The following is a 14,669-nucleotide window of genomic DNA, read 5'->3' on the forward strand; positions in this document are numbered from 1 at the left end:
TCCTCCGGGGGACACCTCGGAGCCCCGGCCGACAACGAAAGTGATGCGGGTGGACGAGAAGGACATGGGCAACGACCTCCAGTCGGTGCTCATCACCAAGGAAGAGATCGACGCGAAGCTGGCCGAGCTGGCCGCGAAGATCGACGCGGAGTACGCGGGCAAGGACCTGCTCATCGTCGGCGTCCTCAAGGGCGCCGTCATGGTGATGGCGGACCTGGCGCGCGCCTTGTCCACCCCGCTCACCATGGACTGGATGGCGGTGTCCTCGTACGGCGCCGGGACCCAGTCCTCCGGTGTGGTGCGGATCCTCAAGGACCTGGACACCGACATCAAGGACAAGCACGTCCTGATCGTCGAGGACATCATCGACTCCGGTCTGACGCTGTCCTGGCTGCTGTCGAACCTGGGCTCCCGCCAGCCGGCCTCCCTGGAGGTCGTCACGCTGCTGCGCAAGCCCGAGGCCGCGAAGGTCGCGATCGACGTGAAGTGGGTCGGCTTCGACATCCCCAACGAGTTCGTCGTGGGGTACGGCCTCGACTACGCGGAGAAGTACCGCAACCTGCCGTTCGTCGGCACGCTCGCCCCGCACGTCTACGGCGGCTGACCCCGCCCCGCCCCCGGGAATCCCCGGCGCCGCCGGGGAACCTGGGGGCGATCCCCGCCGTTGGAGCAGGGGAAGGCGGGTCTGTCAGCCGTCCCACGGGCCGCGGGTGACAATTCAGGGGTACATTCCGAAGAACAGTCTTTACTCACACAGCAGCATTTACCTACGGGCAGGAGGGACGGGGTGCCCGGCACCCCGTATGGATGGACGTGAAGCGATACTTCCGTGGGCCGGTCATGTGGATCGTGCTGGCCGTCCTCGCCGTGGTCGTGTTGATGAATGTCGTCGGCTCCGGCGGCGGCTACAAGTCGGTGGACACCAGCGAGGTCATCAAGGCGATCAACACTGGCCAGGTGGAGACAGCCAAGCTGACCACCGGCGACAGCCAGATGATCAAGATTGAGCTCAAGCAAGGCGAGAAGCTCGGCAAGCACGACGGCACCAAGTTCCAGGCCAACTACATCGGGGATCAGGGCGTCCAGCTCGCCCAGAGCCTCCAGACCAAGTACGACGCCGGTCAGATCCCGGACGGGTACTCCGTCACCCCGGACAAGACCAGCCCGTTCCTCAGCGTGCTGCTCTCGCTCCTGCCCTTCGTCCTCATCGTCGTCGTCTTCCTGTTCCTGATGAACCAGATGCAGGGCGGCGGCTCCCGGGTCATGAACTTCGGGAAGTCCAAGGCCAAGCTCATCACCAAGGACACCCCGAAGACGACGTTCGCCGATGTCGCGGGCTCGGACGAGGCCGTCGAGGAGCTCCACGAGATCAAGGAGTTCCTCCAGGAGCCGGCGAAGTTCCAGGCGGTCGGCGCCAAGATCCCCAAGGGTGTGCTGCTCTACGGCCCGCCCGGCACCGGAAAGACCCTGCTCGCGCGCGCCGTCGCGGGCGAGGCCGGTGTTCCCTTCTACTCGATCTCCGGTTCCGACTTCGTCGAGATGTTCGTCGGTGTCGGTGCCTCGCGTGTCCGCGACCTGTTCGAGCAGGCCAAGGCCAACGCCCCGGCGATCGTCTTCGTCGACGAGATCGACGCCGTCGGCCGGCACCGCGGTGCGGGCCTCGGCGGCGGCCACGACGAGCGCGAGCAGACCCTGAACCAGCTGCTCGTCGAGATGGACGGCTTCGACGTGAAGGGCGGCGTCATCCTGATCGCCGCCACGAACCGCCCCGACATCCTCGACCCGGCGCTGCTGCGTCCGGGCCGCTTCGACCGGCAGATCGCGGTCGACCGTCCCGACATGCAGGGCCGTCTGGAGATCCTCAAGGTCCACCAGAAGGGCAAGCCGGTCGCCCCGGACGTCGACCTGGGCGCCGTCGCCCGCCGGACCCCGGGCTTCACGGGTGCCGATCTCTCCAACGTCCTCAACGAGGCCGCGCTGCTCACGGCCCGCTCGGACAAGAAGCTGATCGACAACCACGTCCTGGACGAGGCCATCGACCGTGTCGTGGCGGGCCCGCAGAAGCGGACCCGGATCATGTCGGACCGCGAGAAGAAGATCACCGCGTACCACGAGGGCGGTCACGCCCTGGTCGCGGCGGCCTCGCCGAACTCCGACCCGGTCCACAAGATCACGATCCTGTCCCGCGGCCGGGCCCTGGGCTACACCATGGTCCTGCCCGACGAGGACAAGTACTCGACCACGCGCAACGAGATGCTCGACCAGCTGGCGTACATGCTGGGCGGGCGCGCGGCCGAGGAGCTGGTCTTCCACGACCCGACCACGGGCGCGGCGAACGACATCGAGAAGGCCACCGCCACGGCGCGGGCCATGGTCACGCAGTACGGCATGACCGAGCGTCTCGGTGCGATCAAGTTCGGCGGCGACAACACCGAGCCGTTCCTGGGCCGCGAGATGTCGCACCCGCGGGACTACTCGGAAGAGGTCGCGGCGCTGGTCGACGAAGAGGTCAAGAAGCTCATCGAGACCGCGCACAACGAGGCCTGGGAGATCCTCGTCGAGAACCGTGACGTCCTCGACAACCTGGTTCTCGCGCTGCTGGAGAAGGAGACGCTGGGCAAGGAGGAGATCGCCGAGATCTTCTCGACCATCGTCAAGCGCCCGGCCCGCCCCGCGTGGACCGGCTCCTCCCGCCGCACCCCCTCCACCCGTCCGCCGGTGCTCTCCCCCAAGGAGCTGCAGCTGACGAACGCGGCGAACGGCACGTCCGCCGTCGCGCCGGTCTCCACGGAGAAGGGCATCGAGGTGGCTCCGGAGGACCGCCCCGAGTAACGGTCGGGCTCGACCCACCCGGAATGGAAGCCGCGCCCCCCAGGTTCTAGCCTGGGGGGCGCGGCACATTTGTACGACCGCGTGTGCGGACAGGAACGAGGATGAGATGACCGACCCAGTGACCCTGACAGGTGACGAGGGCAGGATCGGCGAGTTCGACGAGAAGCGCGCGGAGGCGGCGATCCGTGAACTCCTGATCGCGGTCGGCGAGGACCCGGACCGCGAGGGCCTCCTGGAGACACCGGCCCGCGTGGCGCGTGCGTACCGCGAAATATTCGCCGGTCTGTACCAGAAGCCCGAAGAGGTGCTGACGACGACGTTCGACCTGGGCCACGACGAGATGGTCCTCGTGAAGGACATCGAAGTCATGAGTTCCTGTGAACATCATCTTGTCCCCTTCCACGGGGTCGCCCACGTCGGCTACATCCCGTCCACCGACGGCAAGATCACCGGCCTGTCGAAGCTGGCCCGCCTCGTGGATGTGTTCGCCCGCCGCCCGCAGGTGCAGGAGCGCCTGACGACGCAGATCGCGGACTCCCTGATGGAGATCCTGGACCCGCGCGGGGTCATCGTGGTCATCGAATGCGAGCACATGTGCATGACCATGCGCGGGGTCCGCAAGCCCGGCGCGAAGACCATCACCTCGGCGGTCCGCGGTCAGCTCCGCGACCCCGCGACCCGCAACGAGGCGATGAGCCTGATCATGGCCCGCTGACGCGATGCCCGCCGACCCGGTGACCCCCTGACCCGGTGACCCGGTGCCCCGCCCCGGCCGCCGCCCGGCCGGGGCTGTGCCGCCGGCCGGCCCGGCCCCGTGGCCGGGTCAGGCGCGGGCCGGCGATTCCGGGGTGGGGTCCTCGTCCTCGGGGAGCTTCAGGACGCGCTCCAGGAAGAGGGCGGCCGCGATGACCGCGATGCCCGCGAGGACCGAGAAGGCGGCGTACCAGGCCTGGTCGCGGCGGGCGGGGACGTCCAGGGAGTCGGTCAGCAGGAAGACGCCCACACCGCCGTACATGCCCGCCACCAGCGCGGCCACCAGGGCGCTGGCCTGCCCGAAGACCACCGCGCGGGCCGCCATCAGCGGCTCCACGCCCTTCGCGCCCGGGCGGCGCTCCCGCTGGGCCTTGAGCCGGGCCTTCAGTGACAGCGCCGTGGCCAGCAGCACCACGGCGATCACCCCCAGGACGATCGGAGCGGCCAGCGGAACGCCCGGCAGGGTGCCATAGGCGTTCCACAGCCGGGCGCCCGCCCAGGACAGGATCCCGGCGACCACGAAGATGCCCGCCAGGATCCCCGGCCTCAGTTGCTTCACTTGCCCGTCCCCACTTTCAGCGAGTAGCCGTGAACAGGCTACTAACGACTACTCGGGGAGGCGGAGTTCCAGGTCGGGGCGCGGCGTGACACCGCTCAGGCCGATTCCGGCCAGGAGGCCGGCGACCGGGCCGTGGCCGGGGATCCGGGCTTCCGGGTCGATGTCGTGCCAGGGGGCCAGCACGAAGGCGCGCTGGTGGGCGCGCGGGTGCGGGAGGGTGAGGACCGGGTCGTCCGAGACGCGGTCGGCGTACGCGACGATGTCGACGTCGATCGTGCGCGGGCCCCAGCGCTCCTCGCGGACGCGGTCGAACGCCTCCTCGATGGCGTGTCCGCGCTCCAGCAGCGAGGACGGCGGCAGGGTGGTCTTCACCGCGATGACCGCGTTGAGGTACGAGGGCTGCGAGCCGGGCTCGACGCCCCACGGCTCGGTCTCGTAGACGGGGGAGACGGCCTTGACCCGCAGGCCGGGGGTGTCGCCGAGGGCGTCGATGGCCCCCTGGAGGGTCTCCAGGCGGTTGCCGAGGTTCGCGCCGAGCGCGATGACGGCCCATTTCGGGTTGGACAGGGTCACGTCCGCCGCGTCGACCGTCTCGACGACGGCGGCGGGTACCGGCTGGACGGTGGGGTCGCTCTGAGCGTTCAGTCCGTTGTTCATGCGCGGCTCCGGGTGATCGTGATGGTCACGTCGTCGAAGGGGACGGTGATGGGCGCGTCCGGCTTGTGGACGACGACCTCCACCTGCGCCACCGCTTCGTGCTTCAGGCACTGCTGGGCGATCCGCTCGGCCAGGGTCTCGATCAGGTCGACGGGCTCGCCCTGGACCACGTCGACGACTTCCTCGGCGACCACCCCGTAGTGCACGGTTTTCGCCAGGTCGTCACCGGCCGCGGCGGGGCGGGTGTCGAGGTGCAGCACGAGGTCGACGATGAAGGTCTGGCCCTCCTCGCGTTCCCGGGGGAAGACGCCGTGGTGCCCGCGAGCCTTGAGGCCGCGCAGCGCGACACGATCCACGCGAATCACTCCTGCTTTCGTAGGTGCTTGCGGCCTCGGGGCTGCCCCGCGGCCATGGGCCCGCGCCGAGTGCGGTCGGCGTCGTCCGACTTCGAATTTACCTGCGAAACAGTCCGGCCCCCGCCGTAGGGGTCAGGAGGCGGGCTCCTCGTCGTCCTCGTCGGACTCCGTGAGGACGGGAGAACCGTGGTGGGACCAGAGGCGCCAGCCTTCGGATGTGCGTCGGAACACATTCGTGGCGACGACCAGCTGGCCGACGAGCGGGCCGAGCTCCCCGCCGTCCTCGGCGGGGCCGCCGCTGAGGATGTTCTCGGTGCACGTCACCAGGGCCGTGTCACCTATGACGGCCACCTTGGTGTCGGTCAGGAAGAACTGGATGTACTCGGTGTGGGACATGATCAGCGCGTACGAGCGCAGTACCTCGCCGCGGCCCGAGAGGACCGGCCAGCCGGGGTGCACGCAGGAGATCTCATCCTCCAGCCAGAGCGCCGACAGAGCGTCGAAGTCCCCCCGCTCCATTGCCTCGTAGAAGGCCGTGTTGACCTCTTCGACCGCTTCGATGTCGGTTCTGCTCACTGTTCTCCTAGTCCTTCGATGAGGGTCAGAGTGCCCCTTCCACGGCGCGGGCCACCCGAACCGCGTCGGCGGTCGCCCGTACCTCGTGGACCCGTACGGCCCAGGCGCCCTGGTGGGCGGCGATCGCCGAGACGGCGGCCGTGGCGGCGTCGCGTTCGCGGGCGGGCGGCGGGGTGGCGTTGCTCCCGCCGGCCAGGACCCGGCCGAGGAAGCGCTTGCGCGAGGCGGCGACCAGCAGCGGGAAGCCGAGGGCGCACAGGTCGGCCATGTGCGCGAGCAGGGCCAGGTCGTGCTCGGCGTTCTTGGCGAAGCCCAGGCCGGGGTCGACGAGGAGCCGCTCGGGGGCGATGCCGCCGGCGACGACCGCGTCGATCCGGGCCCTCAGCTCGGCGGTGACCTCGGCGATCACGTCGTCGTAGACGGCGAGGCTGTTCATGTCGGCGCTGAAACCGCGCCAGTGCATCACCACGAAAGGCACCTCGGCCGCCGCGACGGCCGGGATCATGCCGGGGTCGGCGAGGCCGCCGCTGACGTCGTTGACCAGTGCGGCGCCGGCGGCGACGGCCCGGGCGGCGACGGCCGCGCGCATGGTGTCGACGGAGACGGTGACGCCCTCGGAGGCCAGGCCGCGCACCACGGGGACGACGCGGCGCAGCTCCTCCTCCTCGTCGACGCGGGAGGCGCCGGGGCGGGTGGACTCGCCGCCGACGTCGACGAGGTCGGCGCCCTGGGCGACGAGGTCGAGGCCGCGCTTGACGGCGGCGGTGGTGTCGAACCAGCGGCCGCCGTCGGAGAAGGAGTCGGGGGTCACGTTGACGACGCCCATGACCGCGCAGCGGTCCCATTCCGGCAGACCTGCGACCCGGCCCCTGCCGGTGGCTCCGCGCTTCGTGTTCATGGGTCCAGGGTAGGGCTGACCTGGATATGACAGCCCCTGTCACCGTTTCCGCCTCCTGTCCCCGCGGTGGCCGTGAGGTCCGCGGGGCCGGGCCGGACAGGCCGAAGGCCCGGTCAGGGGCTGACCGGGCCTTCGGGGGGTGTCGCGGATTCGGCGGGGATCAGGCGGGCTGGACCTCGCGCTCGGCCTGCTTCGGGACGGACGCCATCAGGTTGTGCGTGCAGGTGCGGACCGGCTTGGGACGGCGGCGGCTGGCGAAGAGCCGCGGCAGGGCCAGCGTCACGAAGCCTTCGGCCTGCATTGCGGCGAAGCCGATGCGGGGCAGGTCGCGGGTGGCGCGGAAGACCACGAAGCGCGGCTCCCAGCGGGGGCGGAACTTCGCGTTGAACTTGTACAGCGACTCGATCTGGAACCAGCGGGAGAGGAAGACCAGCAGGCTGCGCCACATCCGCAGGACGGGGCCGGCGCCGATCTTCTCGCCGCGGGCCAGCGCCGAGCGGAACATCGCGAAGTTCAGCGAGACCCGCTCGATGCCCAGGGAGGGGGCGGCCTCCAGGGAGGCCACGATCAGCAGCTCGTTCATGCCGGGGTCGGCGCCGCGGTCACGGCGCATCAGCTCCAGCGACATGCCGTCCTTGCCCCACGGCACGAAGTGCTGGATGGCCTTCAGGTCGCCGAAGGGGCTGGTGTCACCCTCCTCGACGCGGTGCGCGGTGGCGATGAAGCAGTCGCCGTCGCCCGGGTCGCCGACCCGGCCCAGGGCCATCGAGAAGCCGCGCTCGGTGTCGGTACCGCGCCACGCCTCGGCGGCGCCGCGGACCTGCTCCAGCTCCTCCTCGGTCAGCTCGCTGACCCGGCGGACCTTGGTGGTGTAGCCGTTGCGCTCGATGCGCTTCACCATCTGGCGGACATTGCGCATGGCACGGCCCGAAAGGGAGAAGTCTTTGACATCGACAATCGCCTCGTCACCCAGCTCCAGGGCGTCCAGGCCGGTCTCGCGGGTCCAGACCTCGCCACCGGTCTCGCTGCAGCCCATGACCGCCGGGGTCCAGGAGTGGGCCTTGGCCTCCTCCATGAACCGCTCGATCGCGCCGGGCCACGCCTCGACATCGCCGATCGGGTCGCCGGAGGCGAGCATCACGCCGGAGACGACGCGGTAGGTGACGGCGGCCTTGCCGCTGGGGGAGAAGACGACGGCCTTGTCGCGGCGGAGCGCGAAGTGGCCGAGGGAGTCGCGGCCGCCGTGCTTGGCGAGGAGCCCGCGCAGCTGGGCCTCGTCGTCGGCGGTGAGCCGGGCGGCCGGGTGCTCGGGGCGGAAGGCCAGGTAGATGGTGGTCAGCGCGGTCAGCATGCCGAGCGCGCCGAGGGAGTAGCCGACGGTCCAGGAGACCCGGCCGGCGTAGTCGACGGGGCCCTCGAAGCCGAACAGGCCGTAGACGACGTGGGTGATCTGCTCGTACAGGCTCGGGTTGCCGACGACCTTGCCCGGGTGGACGTTGACGATGACCAGTCCGAGGCCTATGGAGCCCGCGCTCATGAGGACGAAGTTCGCGAGCGCCTTCCAGCGGCTGCGCGGGTCGGGCAGCGCCTTGAATTCACCCTGGTGCCGCAGGAGCAGCGCGAGGAGCACCGCCGCGATGACCACGCTGATGATCGAGTGGCGGTAGACGAACTGCGCGGCCGCGCCCGCGGGCAGCAGGACGACGGCGGCCCGCCAGGCGCGCCGCTTGTGCCGCTTGAGGCCGTGGGCGAGCAGCAGGAGCAGGACGCCCGCGCTGATGGACATGGCGGCCGCGAACGGGCCGAGGGAACCCGGGAGTACCTCGGTGACCGCGTGGATCCGGCTGTGCCGGAAGCGGGGGAAGACACCCGCCGCGATGTCCAGAAGGCCGACGATCGTGACGGCCGTACCTACCAGGCCGGGCACCGACTCAGGCTGTGGGCCTCTGAGGATTCGGCGGACCCGGCTCGGAACCTGTCCCGACTTATCGCCATCTATCCTGCTAGACATCGCTTCCCGTTGCTCCGCGAGAGATCAAGTGGCCGAAGGCCGCGACAGCCTCCGGTGTGTGGTGCGTCCCTTAGGACGACAGCGGCGGGGAACGGGTTCACTCTTCCGCCGGAAATTTCCAGTCCTGCCATCAGAAAGTCGACTGACTGCTCATGGGTCTCACCAGTAATACGGTCCTGGCGCTGGCCGTCCTCGCCGGTGTGCTGCTGTTCGCGGCCACCATCTGGTTCTGGCCGAAGCTCTCCGGCCGCACCTGGCGTGCGTTCACCGGCCGGATCGGGCTCCTGCTGGCGACCCAGCTGGCGCTGTTCTCGGCTGTGGGGCTCGCGGCCAACAAGTCCTTCCTGTTCTACGGTTCCTGGGCCGACCTGTTCGGCCAGGAGACGTCGATGGGCAAGGTCGTCGACCACTCGATGAGCAGCAAGGACATCAAGGTCGTCGACAAGCAGAAGCTGGACGTGCCCGGCGGCGCCAAGCCCCAGGTGGGCGGCCAGATCCTGAAGGTCGCCATATCCGGGCAGAAGTCGAAGATCACCAGCCCGGGCTACGTGTGGCTCCCGCCGGAGTACTTCCAGCCGCAGCACAAGGACGAGAACTTCCCGGCGTCCATCGTCCTGACCGGCTACCCGGGCACCGCCGAGAACCTGATCAAAGGGCTCGACTACCCGATGAAGGCCTTCAGCCTGTCCAAGTCGGGCAAGATGAAGCCGATGATCCTGGTCATGCTGCGCCCGACGGTGGCGCCGCCGCGCGACACCGAGTGCGTCGACATCCCCGACGGGCCGCAGACCGAGACCTTCTTCGGGGTGGACCTCCCGCAGGCCATCCAGGACACCTTCCGGGTCGGCAAGAAGCCCGAGAACATGGGCTTCATCGGTAACTCCACGGGCGGTTACTGCGCCCTGAAGATCGCCGCGCACTACCCGCAGACCTTCGGTGCCGCCGCGGGGCTGTCCGCGTACTACGACGCTCCGGACGACCCGACGACCGGTGACCTGTTCCACGGGGACGCGAAGCTGAAGAAGCGCGCGGACATCCTGCACGTCATGGAGAACAAGAAGCCGGCCGGTACGTCCTTCCTCGTCACCAGCAGCGAGAAGGGCGAGCCGAACCTCGCGGACACCAGGAAGTTCATCAAGAAGGTGCAGGGCCCGGACCGGGTCTCGTCCATCATCCTCGACAGCGGCGGCCACAACTTCAACACGTGGCGCCGTGAGATCCCGCCGATGCTGATGTGGATGAGCGGCCGCATCCAGGCCTGACAGCCGTGCGCTGCGACATGGGGAGCAGGGGTCCGACCGGGGTCGGGCCCCTTTCTCATGCCCGCCGTCTCATGCCTCCTGCCTCATGCCTCCTGCAGCTCGGCCCGGCGCAGTGCCCGGTGGACGCCCTCCGGGGTCAGTACGCCGGCCAGCTCGCCGGTGTCCGGGTCGGTGACGCCGATGCGGCCGGAGTCCTCCTGGAGCAGCGCGGCGAGCGCCTCGCGCAGCGTCGCGCCGAGCGGCACCGACGCCTGCGGTTCCGTCCCCTCCGCCGGTGCCAGGTCGCCGGCCCCGAGCGGGGTGACGGCGAGCCGCTTGAGCCCGCGGTCGGCGCCGACGAAGGAGGCCACGTACGGGGTGGCCGGGGCTCCCAGCACCGCCGCCGGGCGGTCGAACTGCTCGATGGTGCCCGTCCCGTAGACGGCGATGCGGTCGCCGAGCCGGATGGCCTCCTCCAGGTCGTGGGTGACCAGGAGGATCGTCTTGCGCACGGTCCTCTGCAGGGCCAGGAACTCGTTCTGGAGCCGCTCGCGCACCACCGGGTCGACCGCGCCGAAGGGTTCGTCCATCAGCAGGACCGGCGGGTCGGCGGCGAGCGCGCGGGCCACGCCGACGCGCTGGCGCTGCCCGCCGGACAGCTGCTCCGGGTACCGGTTCCCGTACACCGACGGGTCCAGCCCGACCAGTTCGAGGAGTTCGGCCGCCCGGGCGCGGGCCGCGGCCCTGGGGGTGCCGGTCAGCTGCGGCACGGTCGCGGTGTTCTCCAGCACGGTCTTGTGCGGGAACAGCCCGACCTGCTGGATGACGTACCCGATCCGGCGGCGCAGCTCGACCGGGTCGGCGGCGGCGATGTCCTCGCCGCCCAGCAGGATCCGGCCGGAGGTCGGGTCGATGAGCCGGTTGACCATCTTCATCGTGGTCGTCTTGCCGCAGCCGGACGGTCCGACCAGCGTGACCAGCTCTCCCTCCGCCACCTCGAAGGACAGATCCTCGACAGCCGTCGTCCCGTCGGGGTAGCGCTTGGTCACATGCTCGAATCGGATCACATACCCATCCTTCCTCACAGGCGTCGTCCGTATGTGAAGGGAGTGTTGCCCCCTGCGAAAGATTCCGGCCACCGGGAGTGAGGGGGGTTAGGGTCGTTCACGGCCGTACGGTCGAGCATCTGTACGTTTGGTGACGGGGGGTGAGATGGGTGTCGGGGCTGAACTGCCTGGTGGCGAACGACTGGATCTGCTGGGACTACGTCACCTCCCGTTCCCGGGAACTCACCGACGCCACCGTCGAGCACGTGTGGATCACCGGCGTGTCCGTCCTGATCGGCCTGCTCGTGGCCGTGCCGCTGGCCCTGCTGGCCCGCCGCGGCCGGCACTGGGCGGCGCCCGTGCTCACCTTCACCACCCTGCTCTACACGGTCCCGTCGCTGGCCATGTTCTCCCTGCTGCTGCCCGTCTTCGGGCTCTCGGCGGCGCTGGTCGTGACCGGTCTGGTGCTGTATTCGCTGACCATCCTGGTCCGCAACGCGCTGGCCGGCCTGGAGGCCGTCCCCGAGGAGGTACGGGAGGCCGCGCGCGGCATGGGGTACGGCCCCGGGCGGCTGCTGTGGCAGGTCGAACTGCCGTTGGCGCTGCCCGCGCTGCTCGCCGGCGTCCGGATCGCCACGGTCTCGACGGTCGCGCTGACCACGGTCGGCTCCATCGTCGGCAAGGGCGGCCTGGGCAACCTCATCGCGCCCGCGGTGAGCAGCTCCTTCAAGGCGCAGGTGCTCACCGCCTCGGTGCTGTGCGTTCTGCTCGCGCTCGCCGCGGACCTGCTGCTGCTCGGCCTGCAGCGGCTGCTCACGCCGTGGACCCGGGCAGGCGTCCGGGACGGCGCCCGGGACGGCGCCCGGGACGGCGCCCGCGCGAGGCCGTCGGTACCGGCGAAGGGGGCCTGACGGCATGGGTGCGGTGGCAGGGGCCTGGGAGTGGCTCGCGGACGGCGCCAACTGGGCCGGGGAGAACGGTGTCTGGCACCGGCTCGCCGAACACGCCTGGGTCAGCGGGCTCGCCCTGGCGATCGCCTGCGCGATCGCGCTGCCGGTCGGCCTGTACCTCGGGCACCTCGGCCGGGGCGGCACCCTCGCCGTCAACGTCTCCAACGTCGGCCGGGCCGTTCCGGTCTTCGCCGTGCTGGCGCTCTTCATGGTCTCCCCGCTGCGCAACGAGGGCTACCTGCCGACCGTGTCCGCCCTGGTGCTGTTCGCCGTACCGCCGCTGCTGACGAACGCGTACGTGGGCATGCGCGAGGTGGACCGCTCGGTGGTGGAGGCCGCCCGCGGGATGGGCATGTCCGGCGGGCAGCTCTTCTGGCGGGTGGAACTCCCGCTCGCGCGCGGCCTGGTGATGACCGGCCTGCGCTCGGGCGCCGTGCAGGTCGTCGCGACCGCCACGATCGCGGCGATGGTCGGCCAGGGCGGTCTCGGCCGGATCATCACCGCCGGCTTCAACACGTACAACACCCCGCAGGTCGTCGCCGGGGCCCTGCTCGTGGCGGCGCTGGCGCTGCTGGTGGAGGGCGTGCTGGTGGCGGCGGACCGGCTGCTGCCCCGGGCCGGCGCCCACCGCTGATCCCCGTCCCCGTCCCGTCCCCCTTCTTCCCCTCCTTCCCCTTCTCCTCTCTTCGAACGGAGCAAGTCCATGACCAAGACCACGCGCGTCCTCGGCGCGTCCCTGGGCGTCCTGGCCCTGACGGTGTCGCTGGCCGCGTGCGGCGGTGACAGCCTGGAGAAGAGCAAGGACGGCGGCGGCGCGGCCCCGGCCGCGGACGGCAAGGGCGGCCTGGTGATCGGCGCGGCCGGATTCACCGAGTCGAACGTGCTGGCGGAGCTGTACGCGCAGGTTCTGAAGGACGCCGGCTACAGCACGTCCGTCAAGACGGTCAACAACCGTGAGCTGTACGAGCCGTCGCTGGAGAAGGGCGAGATCGACGTCGTCCCGGAGTACGCGGCCACGCTCGCGGAGTTCCTCAATGCCAAGGTCAACGGGCCGAAGGCACCCGAGGAGAAGCCCGTCGCGTCGAGCGACGTCGCGGCGACGGTGGCGGGCCTGGAGAAGCTCGCGGCCCCGCTCGGGCTGAAGGTGCTGCCCGCGGGCGCGGCGGTCGACCAGAACGCATTCGCGGTGACCAAGGAATTCGCCGCGAAGAACAACCTCAAGTCGCTTTCCGATCTTGGTAAGTCGGGACTGCAGGTGAAGATCGCGGCGGGCGACGAATGCGCGGTCCGTCCCTTCTGCGGCCCCGGACTGACGAAGACATACGGAATTCAAGTTTCCGGTATCGACCCGAAGGGCGTCGGCACCCCGCAGGCCAAGCAGGCCGTCAAGGACGGCGTCGACCAGCTCGTGCTCACCACGACCACGGACGCCACCCTCGACAGCTTCGGCCTGGTCCTGCTGGAGGACGACAAGAAGCTCCAGAACGCCGACAACGTGCTGCCTGTGGTCAACGCCAAGGACGCCGGCGCCCCCGAGGTCGCGGCCGCGCTGGACAAGCTGACCAAGGTGCTCACCACCGCCGACCTGGTCGACCTCAACCGGAAGGTGGACGCCGAGCGCGCCAAGCCGGCCGATGTCGCGAAGGCCTACCTGGAGGCGAAGGGCCTTCTGAAGAAGTAGCGGCCACCGGTCGAAGGGGAATGCGGGGTAACTGCCCGGGAACATATTGCCGGGTGGTATCCCGCACGACCCCCACGCCCTGTAAATTTCAGGCCATGCCCCGTGGACGCCACCGCAATCCCGAACCCCTGCACCGGCTGCTCACGCCGACGGCCGTCGCAGGTGTCTCCGTCACCAGCGTCGGCGCCGCCTGGCTGCTGGCCGGTCCCGACGACGGCACCGCGCTGAGGCTCCTCGTGGCCGTCGCCGCGGCCGCCGGGATCGCCGGCGCCGTCGTGATGCGGGCCTGGGACCGCGCCGCGGGCCGCCGGGTGGCCGAACTCGCCCGCGAGCGGGTCAAGGACGAGTGGCGCACCGACGAGCGCATAGCCGAACTGGAGTCCGACCTCGAGGAGGCCCGGGCGCTGCGGGCCAGGCTCGACGCCAAGCTGCGCGCCAAGCGCGTCGAACTGGCGGGCCTGCGCGGCGAGCACGCGGCGCTGCTGCGCCGCTACGCGACCGCCGAGACCGAGCGCGCCAGCGCGCTGGAGAAGCGCCGGCTGCTGGCCATCGAGGCCTCGGCGGCCACGGCCCCGGCCGACCCGAAGCAGCTTCCGGCCGTCTCCGAGGAGCGCACCTCGGCGGGCGCGCCCACCTCCGTCGGCTACGCCCGCGCCCACGCGGCCATGGCGGCGCTGGCCCGCAAGGCCCAGGAGCGGGCGCTGCCCAAGGCGCGGGCCGTGGGGGAGCTGCCCGCGTCGGCGGCGGCCGCCTCCGTCCCGGCCCGCCGTCCGGCGGCGGCCGTGGCACCGTACGCGGCCCAGCGGCGTACGGCCTCCCGTGTCGAGGGCGGCTTCGACTTCTTCGGCACGAAGAACTCGGCGCAGGCCCGCGCGGCGATCGAGGCGGTCCAGAACGAGGACCTGGCCGACGTCGTGGGCGCCGAGGCCCTCGCCGTGCACAAGGCGGAGTCCGCGCAGGAGACGGCCGAGCCGGAGTTCAAGCCGCCGACCGACGAGACCCGTGCGGTGGGCCAGGTCATCGACCTGACGGCCCACGACGAGACCGAGCCCGTCGACGTGGTCCGGCTGCGCACCGCGATCTCGTAGTCCGCGCCCCGTCCGGCCCCG

General features: G+C 70.5%; 15 protein-coding genes. 8 read left to right on the forward strand and 7 right to left on the reverse strand.

Annotated elements, in window-relative coordinates; genetic code table 11:
• Positions 1-43: 43 nt before the first annotated feature.
• From hpt to folE, 3 genes are all read left to right on the forward strand, one after another.
• The gene (gene hpt / locus NRK68_RS18700) at positions 44-604 is read left to right on the forward strand and encodes a hypoxanthine phosphoribosyltransferase (RefSeq protein ID WP_030010907.1); all 561 of its coding nucleotides are present in this window, start codon (positions 44-46) and stop codon (positions 602-604) included.
• Between the two features lie 203 nt (positions 605-807).
• Positions 808-2,832, forward strand: a complete 2,025-nt coding sequence (ftsH, locus tag NRK68_RS18705; protein ID WP_183066640.1) for an ATP-dependent zinc metalloprotease FtsH — start codon at positions 808-810, stop codon at positions 2,830-2,832.
• A gap of 106 nt (positions 2,833-2,938) precedes the next feature.
• Positions 2,939-3,547: a GTP cyclohydrolase I FolE gene (gene folE, locus NRK68_RS18710; RefSeq protein ID WP_030845998.1), complete on the forward strand. Its 609-nt coding sequence runs from the start codon at positions 2,939-2,941 to the stop codon at positions 3,545-3,547.
• 108 nt (positions 3,548-3,655) lie between these two features.
• Here the strand turns inward: folE and NRK68_RS18715 are convergent, their stop codons facing one another.
• The 6 genes from NRK68_RS18715 to NRK68_RS18740 form a co-directional block, all read right to left on the reverse strand.
• Positions 3,656-4,144, reverse strand: a complete 489-nt coding sequence (locus tag NRK68_RS18715; protein WP_183066641.1) for a DUF3180 domain-containing protein — start codon at positions 4,142-4,144, stop codon at positions 3,656-3,658.
• 48 nt (positions 4,145-4,192) lie between these two features.
• A complete protein-coding gene (gene folK, locus NRK68_RS18720) occupies positions 4,193-4,801 on the reverse strand; it encodes a 2-amino-4-hydroxy-6-hydroxymethyldihydropteridine diphosphokinase (RefSeq protein ID WP_046777910.1) in 609 nt (202 codons plus the stop codon).
• Positions 4,798-5,157: a dihydroneopterin aldolase gene (gene folB / locus NRK68_RS18725; RefSeq protein WP_030010912.1), complete on the reverse strand. Its 360-nt coding sequence runs from the start codon at positions 5,155-5,157 to the stop codon at positions 4,798-4,800. The genes folK and folB overlap by 4 nt, the downstream gene beginning before the upstream one ends.
• A gap of 132 nt (positions 5,158-5,289) precedes the next feature.
• Positions 5,290-5,733, reverse strand: a complete 444-nt coding sequence (locus NRK68_RS18730; protein ID WP_079025781.1) for a nuclear transport factor 2 family protein — start codon at positions 5,731-5,733, stop codon at positions 5,290-5,292.
• A 25-nt stretch (positions 5,734-5,758) separates the two neighbouring features.
• The gene (gene folP, locus NRK68_RS18735; RefSeq protein ID WP_183066642.1) at positions 5,759-6,631 is read right to left on the reverse strand and encodes a dihydropteroate synthase; all 873 of its coding nucleotides are present in this window, start codon (positions 6,629-6,631) and stop codon (positions 5,759-5,761) included.
• A 160-nt stretch (positions 6,632-6,791) separates the two neighbouring features.
• Complete coding sequence (locus NRK68_RS18740) at positions 6,792-8,642, reverse strand: phosphatidylglycerol lysyltransferase domain-containing protein (RefSeq protein WP_183066643.1); 1,851 nt, start codon at positions 8,640-8,642, stop codon at positions 6,792-6,794.
• A 152-nt stretch (positions 8,643-8,794) separates the two neighbouring features.
• Between NRK68_RS18740 and NRK68_RS18745 the strand changes: the two genes are divergently transcribed.
• Positions 8,795-9,904 carry an alpha/beta hydrolase gene (locus NRK68_RS18745; RefSeq protein WP_183066644.1) on the forward strand — a complete coding sequence of 370 codons (1,110 nt, stop codon included), beginning with the start codon at positions 8,795-8,797 and terminating at the stop codon, positions 9,902-9,904.
• Between the two features lie 83 nt (positions 9,905-9,987).
• On the opposite strand, the gene NRK68_RS18750 is transcribed toward NRK68_RS18745, so the two are convergent.
• The gene (locus NRK68_RS18750) at positions 9,988-10,950 is read right to left on the reverse strand and encodes an ABC transporter ATP-binding protein (protein WP_183066645.1); all 963 of its coding nucleotides are present in this window, start codon (positions 10,948-10,950) and stop codon (positions 9,988-9,990) included.
• A gap of 149 nt (positions 10,951-11,099) precedes the next feature.
• On the opposite strand from NRK68_RS18750, the gene NRK68_RS18755 reads away from it, so the two are divergent.
• The 4 genes from NRK68_RS18755 (at position 11,100) to NRK68_RS18770 (ending at position 14,648) form a co-directional block, all read left to right on the forward strand.
• The gene (locus tag NRK68_RS18755) at positions 11,100-11,840 is read left to right on the forward strand and encodes an ABC transporter permease (protein WP_257856266.1); all 741 of its coding nucleotides are present in this window, start codon (positions 11,100-11,102) and stop codon (positions 11,838-11,840) included.
• 4 nt (positions 11,841-11,844) lie between these two features.
• The gene (locus NRK68_RS18760) at positions 11,845-12,513 is read left to right on the forward strand and encodes an ABC transporter permease (protein WP_257856267.1); all 669 of its coding nucleotides are present in this window, start codon (positions 11,845-11,847) and stop codon (positions 12,511-12,513) included.
• Between the two features lie 69 nt (positions 12,514-12,582).
• The gene (locus NRK68_RS18765) at positions 12,583-13,560 is read left to right on the forward strand and encodes an ABC transporter substrate-binding protein (RefSeq protein ID WP_183066648.1); all 978 of its coding nucleotides are present in this window, start codon (positions 12,583-12,585) and stop codon (positions 13,558-13,560) included.
• Positions 13,561-13,655: 95 nt separating this feature from the next.
• Positions 13,656-14,648, forward strand: coding sequence for a hypothetical protein (locus tag NRK68_RS18770; RefSeq protein ID WP_183066649.1), 993 nt, complete (start codon positions 13,656-13,658; stop codon positions 14,646-14,648).
• Positions 14,649-14,669: the final 21 nt, after the last annotated feature.

Origin of the sequence: Streptomyces yangpuensis, from assembly GCF_024666385.1 — a bacterium.
In the GTDB taxonomy this organism is placed as follows: domain Bacteria; phylum Actinomycetota; class Actinomycetes; order Streptomycetales; family Streptomycetaceae; genus Streptomyces; species Streptomyces yangpuensis.

Bases quoted from the DNA above. Each gene is read 5' to 3' on its own strand.
- hpt (WP_030010907.1), top strand. From the start codon at position 44: ATGCGGGTGGACGAGAAGGACATGGGCAACGACCTCCAGTCGGTGCTC.
- ftsH (WP_183066640.1), top strand. From the start codon at position 808: ATGGACGTGAAGCGATACTTCCGTGGGCCGGTCATGTGGATCGTGCTG.
- folE (WP_030845998.1), top strand. From the start codon at position 2,939: ATGACCGACCCAGTGACCCTGACAGGTGACGAGGGCAGGATCGGCGAG.
- folK (WP_046777910.1), bottom strand. From the start codon at position 4,801: ATGAACAACGGACTGAACGCTCAGAGCGACCCCACCGTCCAGCCGGTA.
- folP (WP_183066642.1), bottom strand. From the start codon at position 6,631: ATGAACACGAAGCGCGGAGCCACCGGCAGGGGCCGGGTCGCAGGTCTG.
- NRK68_RS18740 (WP_183066643.1), bottom strand. From the start codon at position 8,642: ATGTCTAGCAGGATAGATGGCGATAAGTCGGGACAGGTTCCGAGCCGG.
- NRK68_RS18745 (WP_183066644.1), top strand. From the start codon at position 8,795: ATGGGTCTCACCAGTAATACGGTCCTGGCGCTGGCCGTCCTCGCCGGT.
- NRK68_RS18760 (WP_257856267.1), top strand. From the start codon at position 11,845: ATGGGTGCGGTGGCAGGGGCCTGGGAGTGGCTCGCGGACGGCGCCAAC.
- NRK68_RS18765 (WP_183066648.1), top strand. From the start codon at position 12,583: ATGACCAAGACCACGCGCGTCCTCGGCGCGTCCCTGGGCGTCCTGGCC.
- NRK68_RS18770 (WP_183066649.1), top strand. From the start codon at position 13,656: ATGCCCCGTGGACGCCACCGCAATCCCGAACCCCTGCACCGGCTGCTC.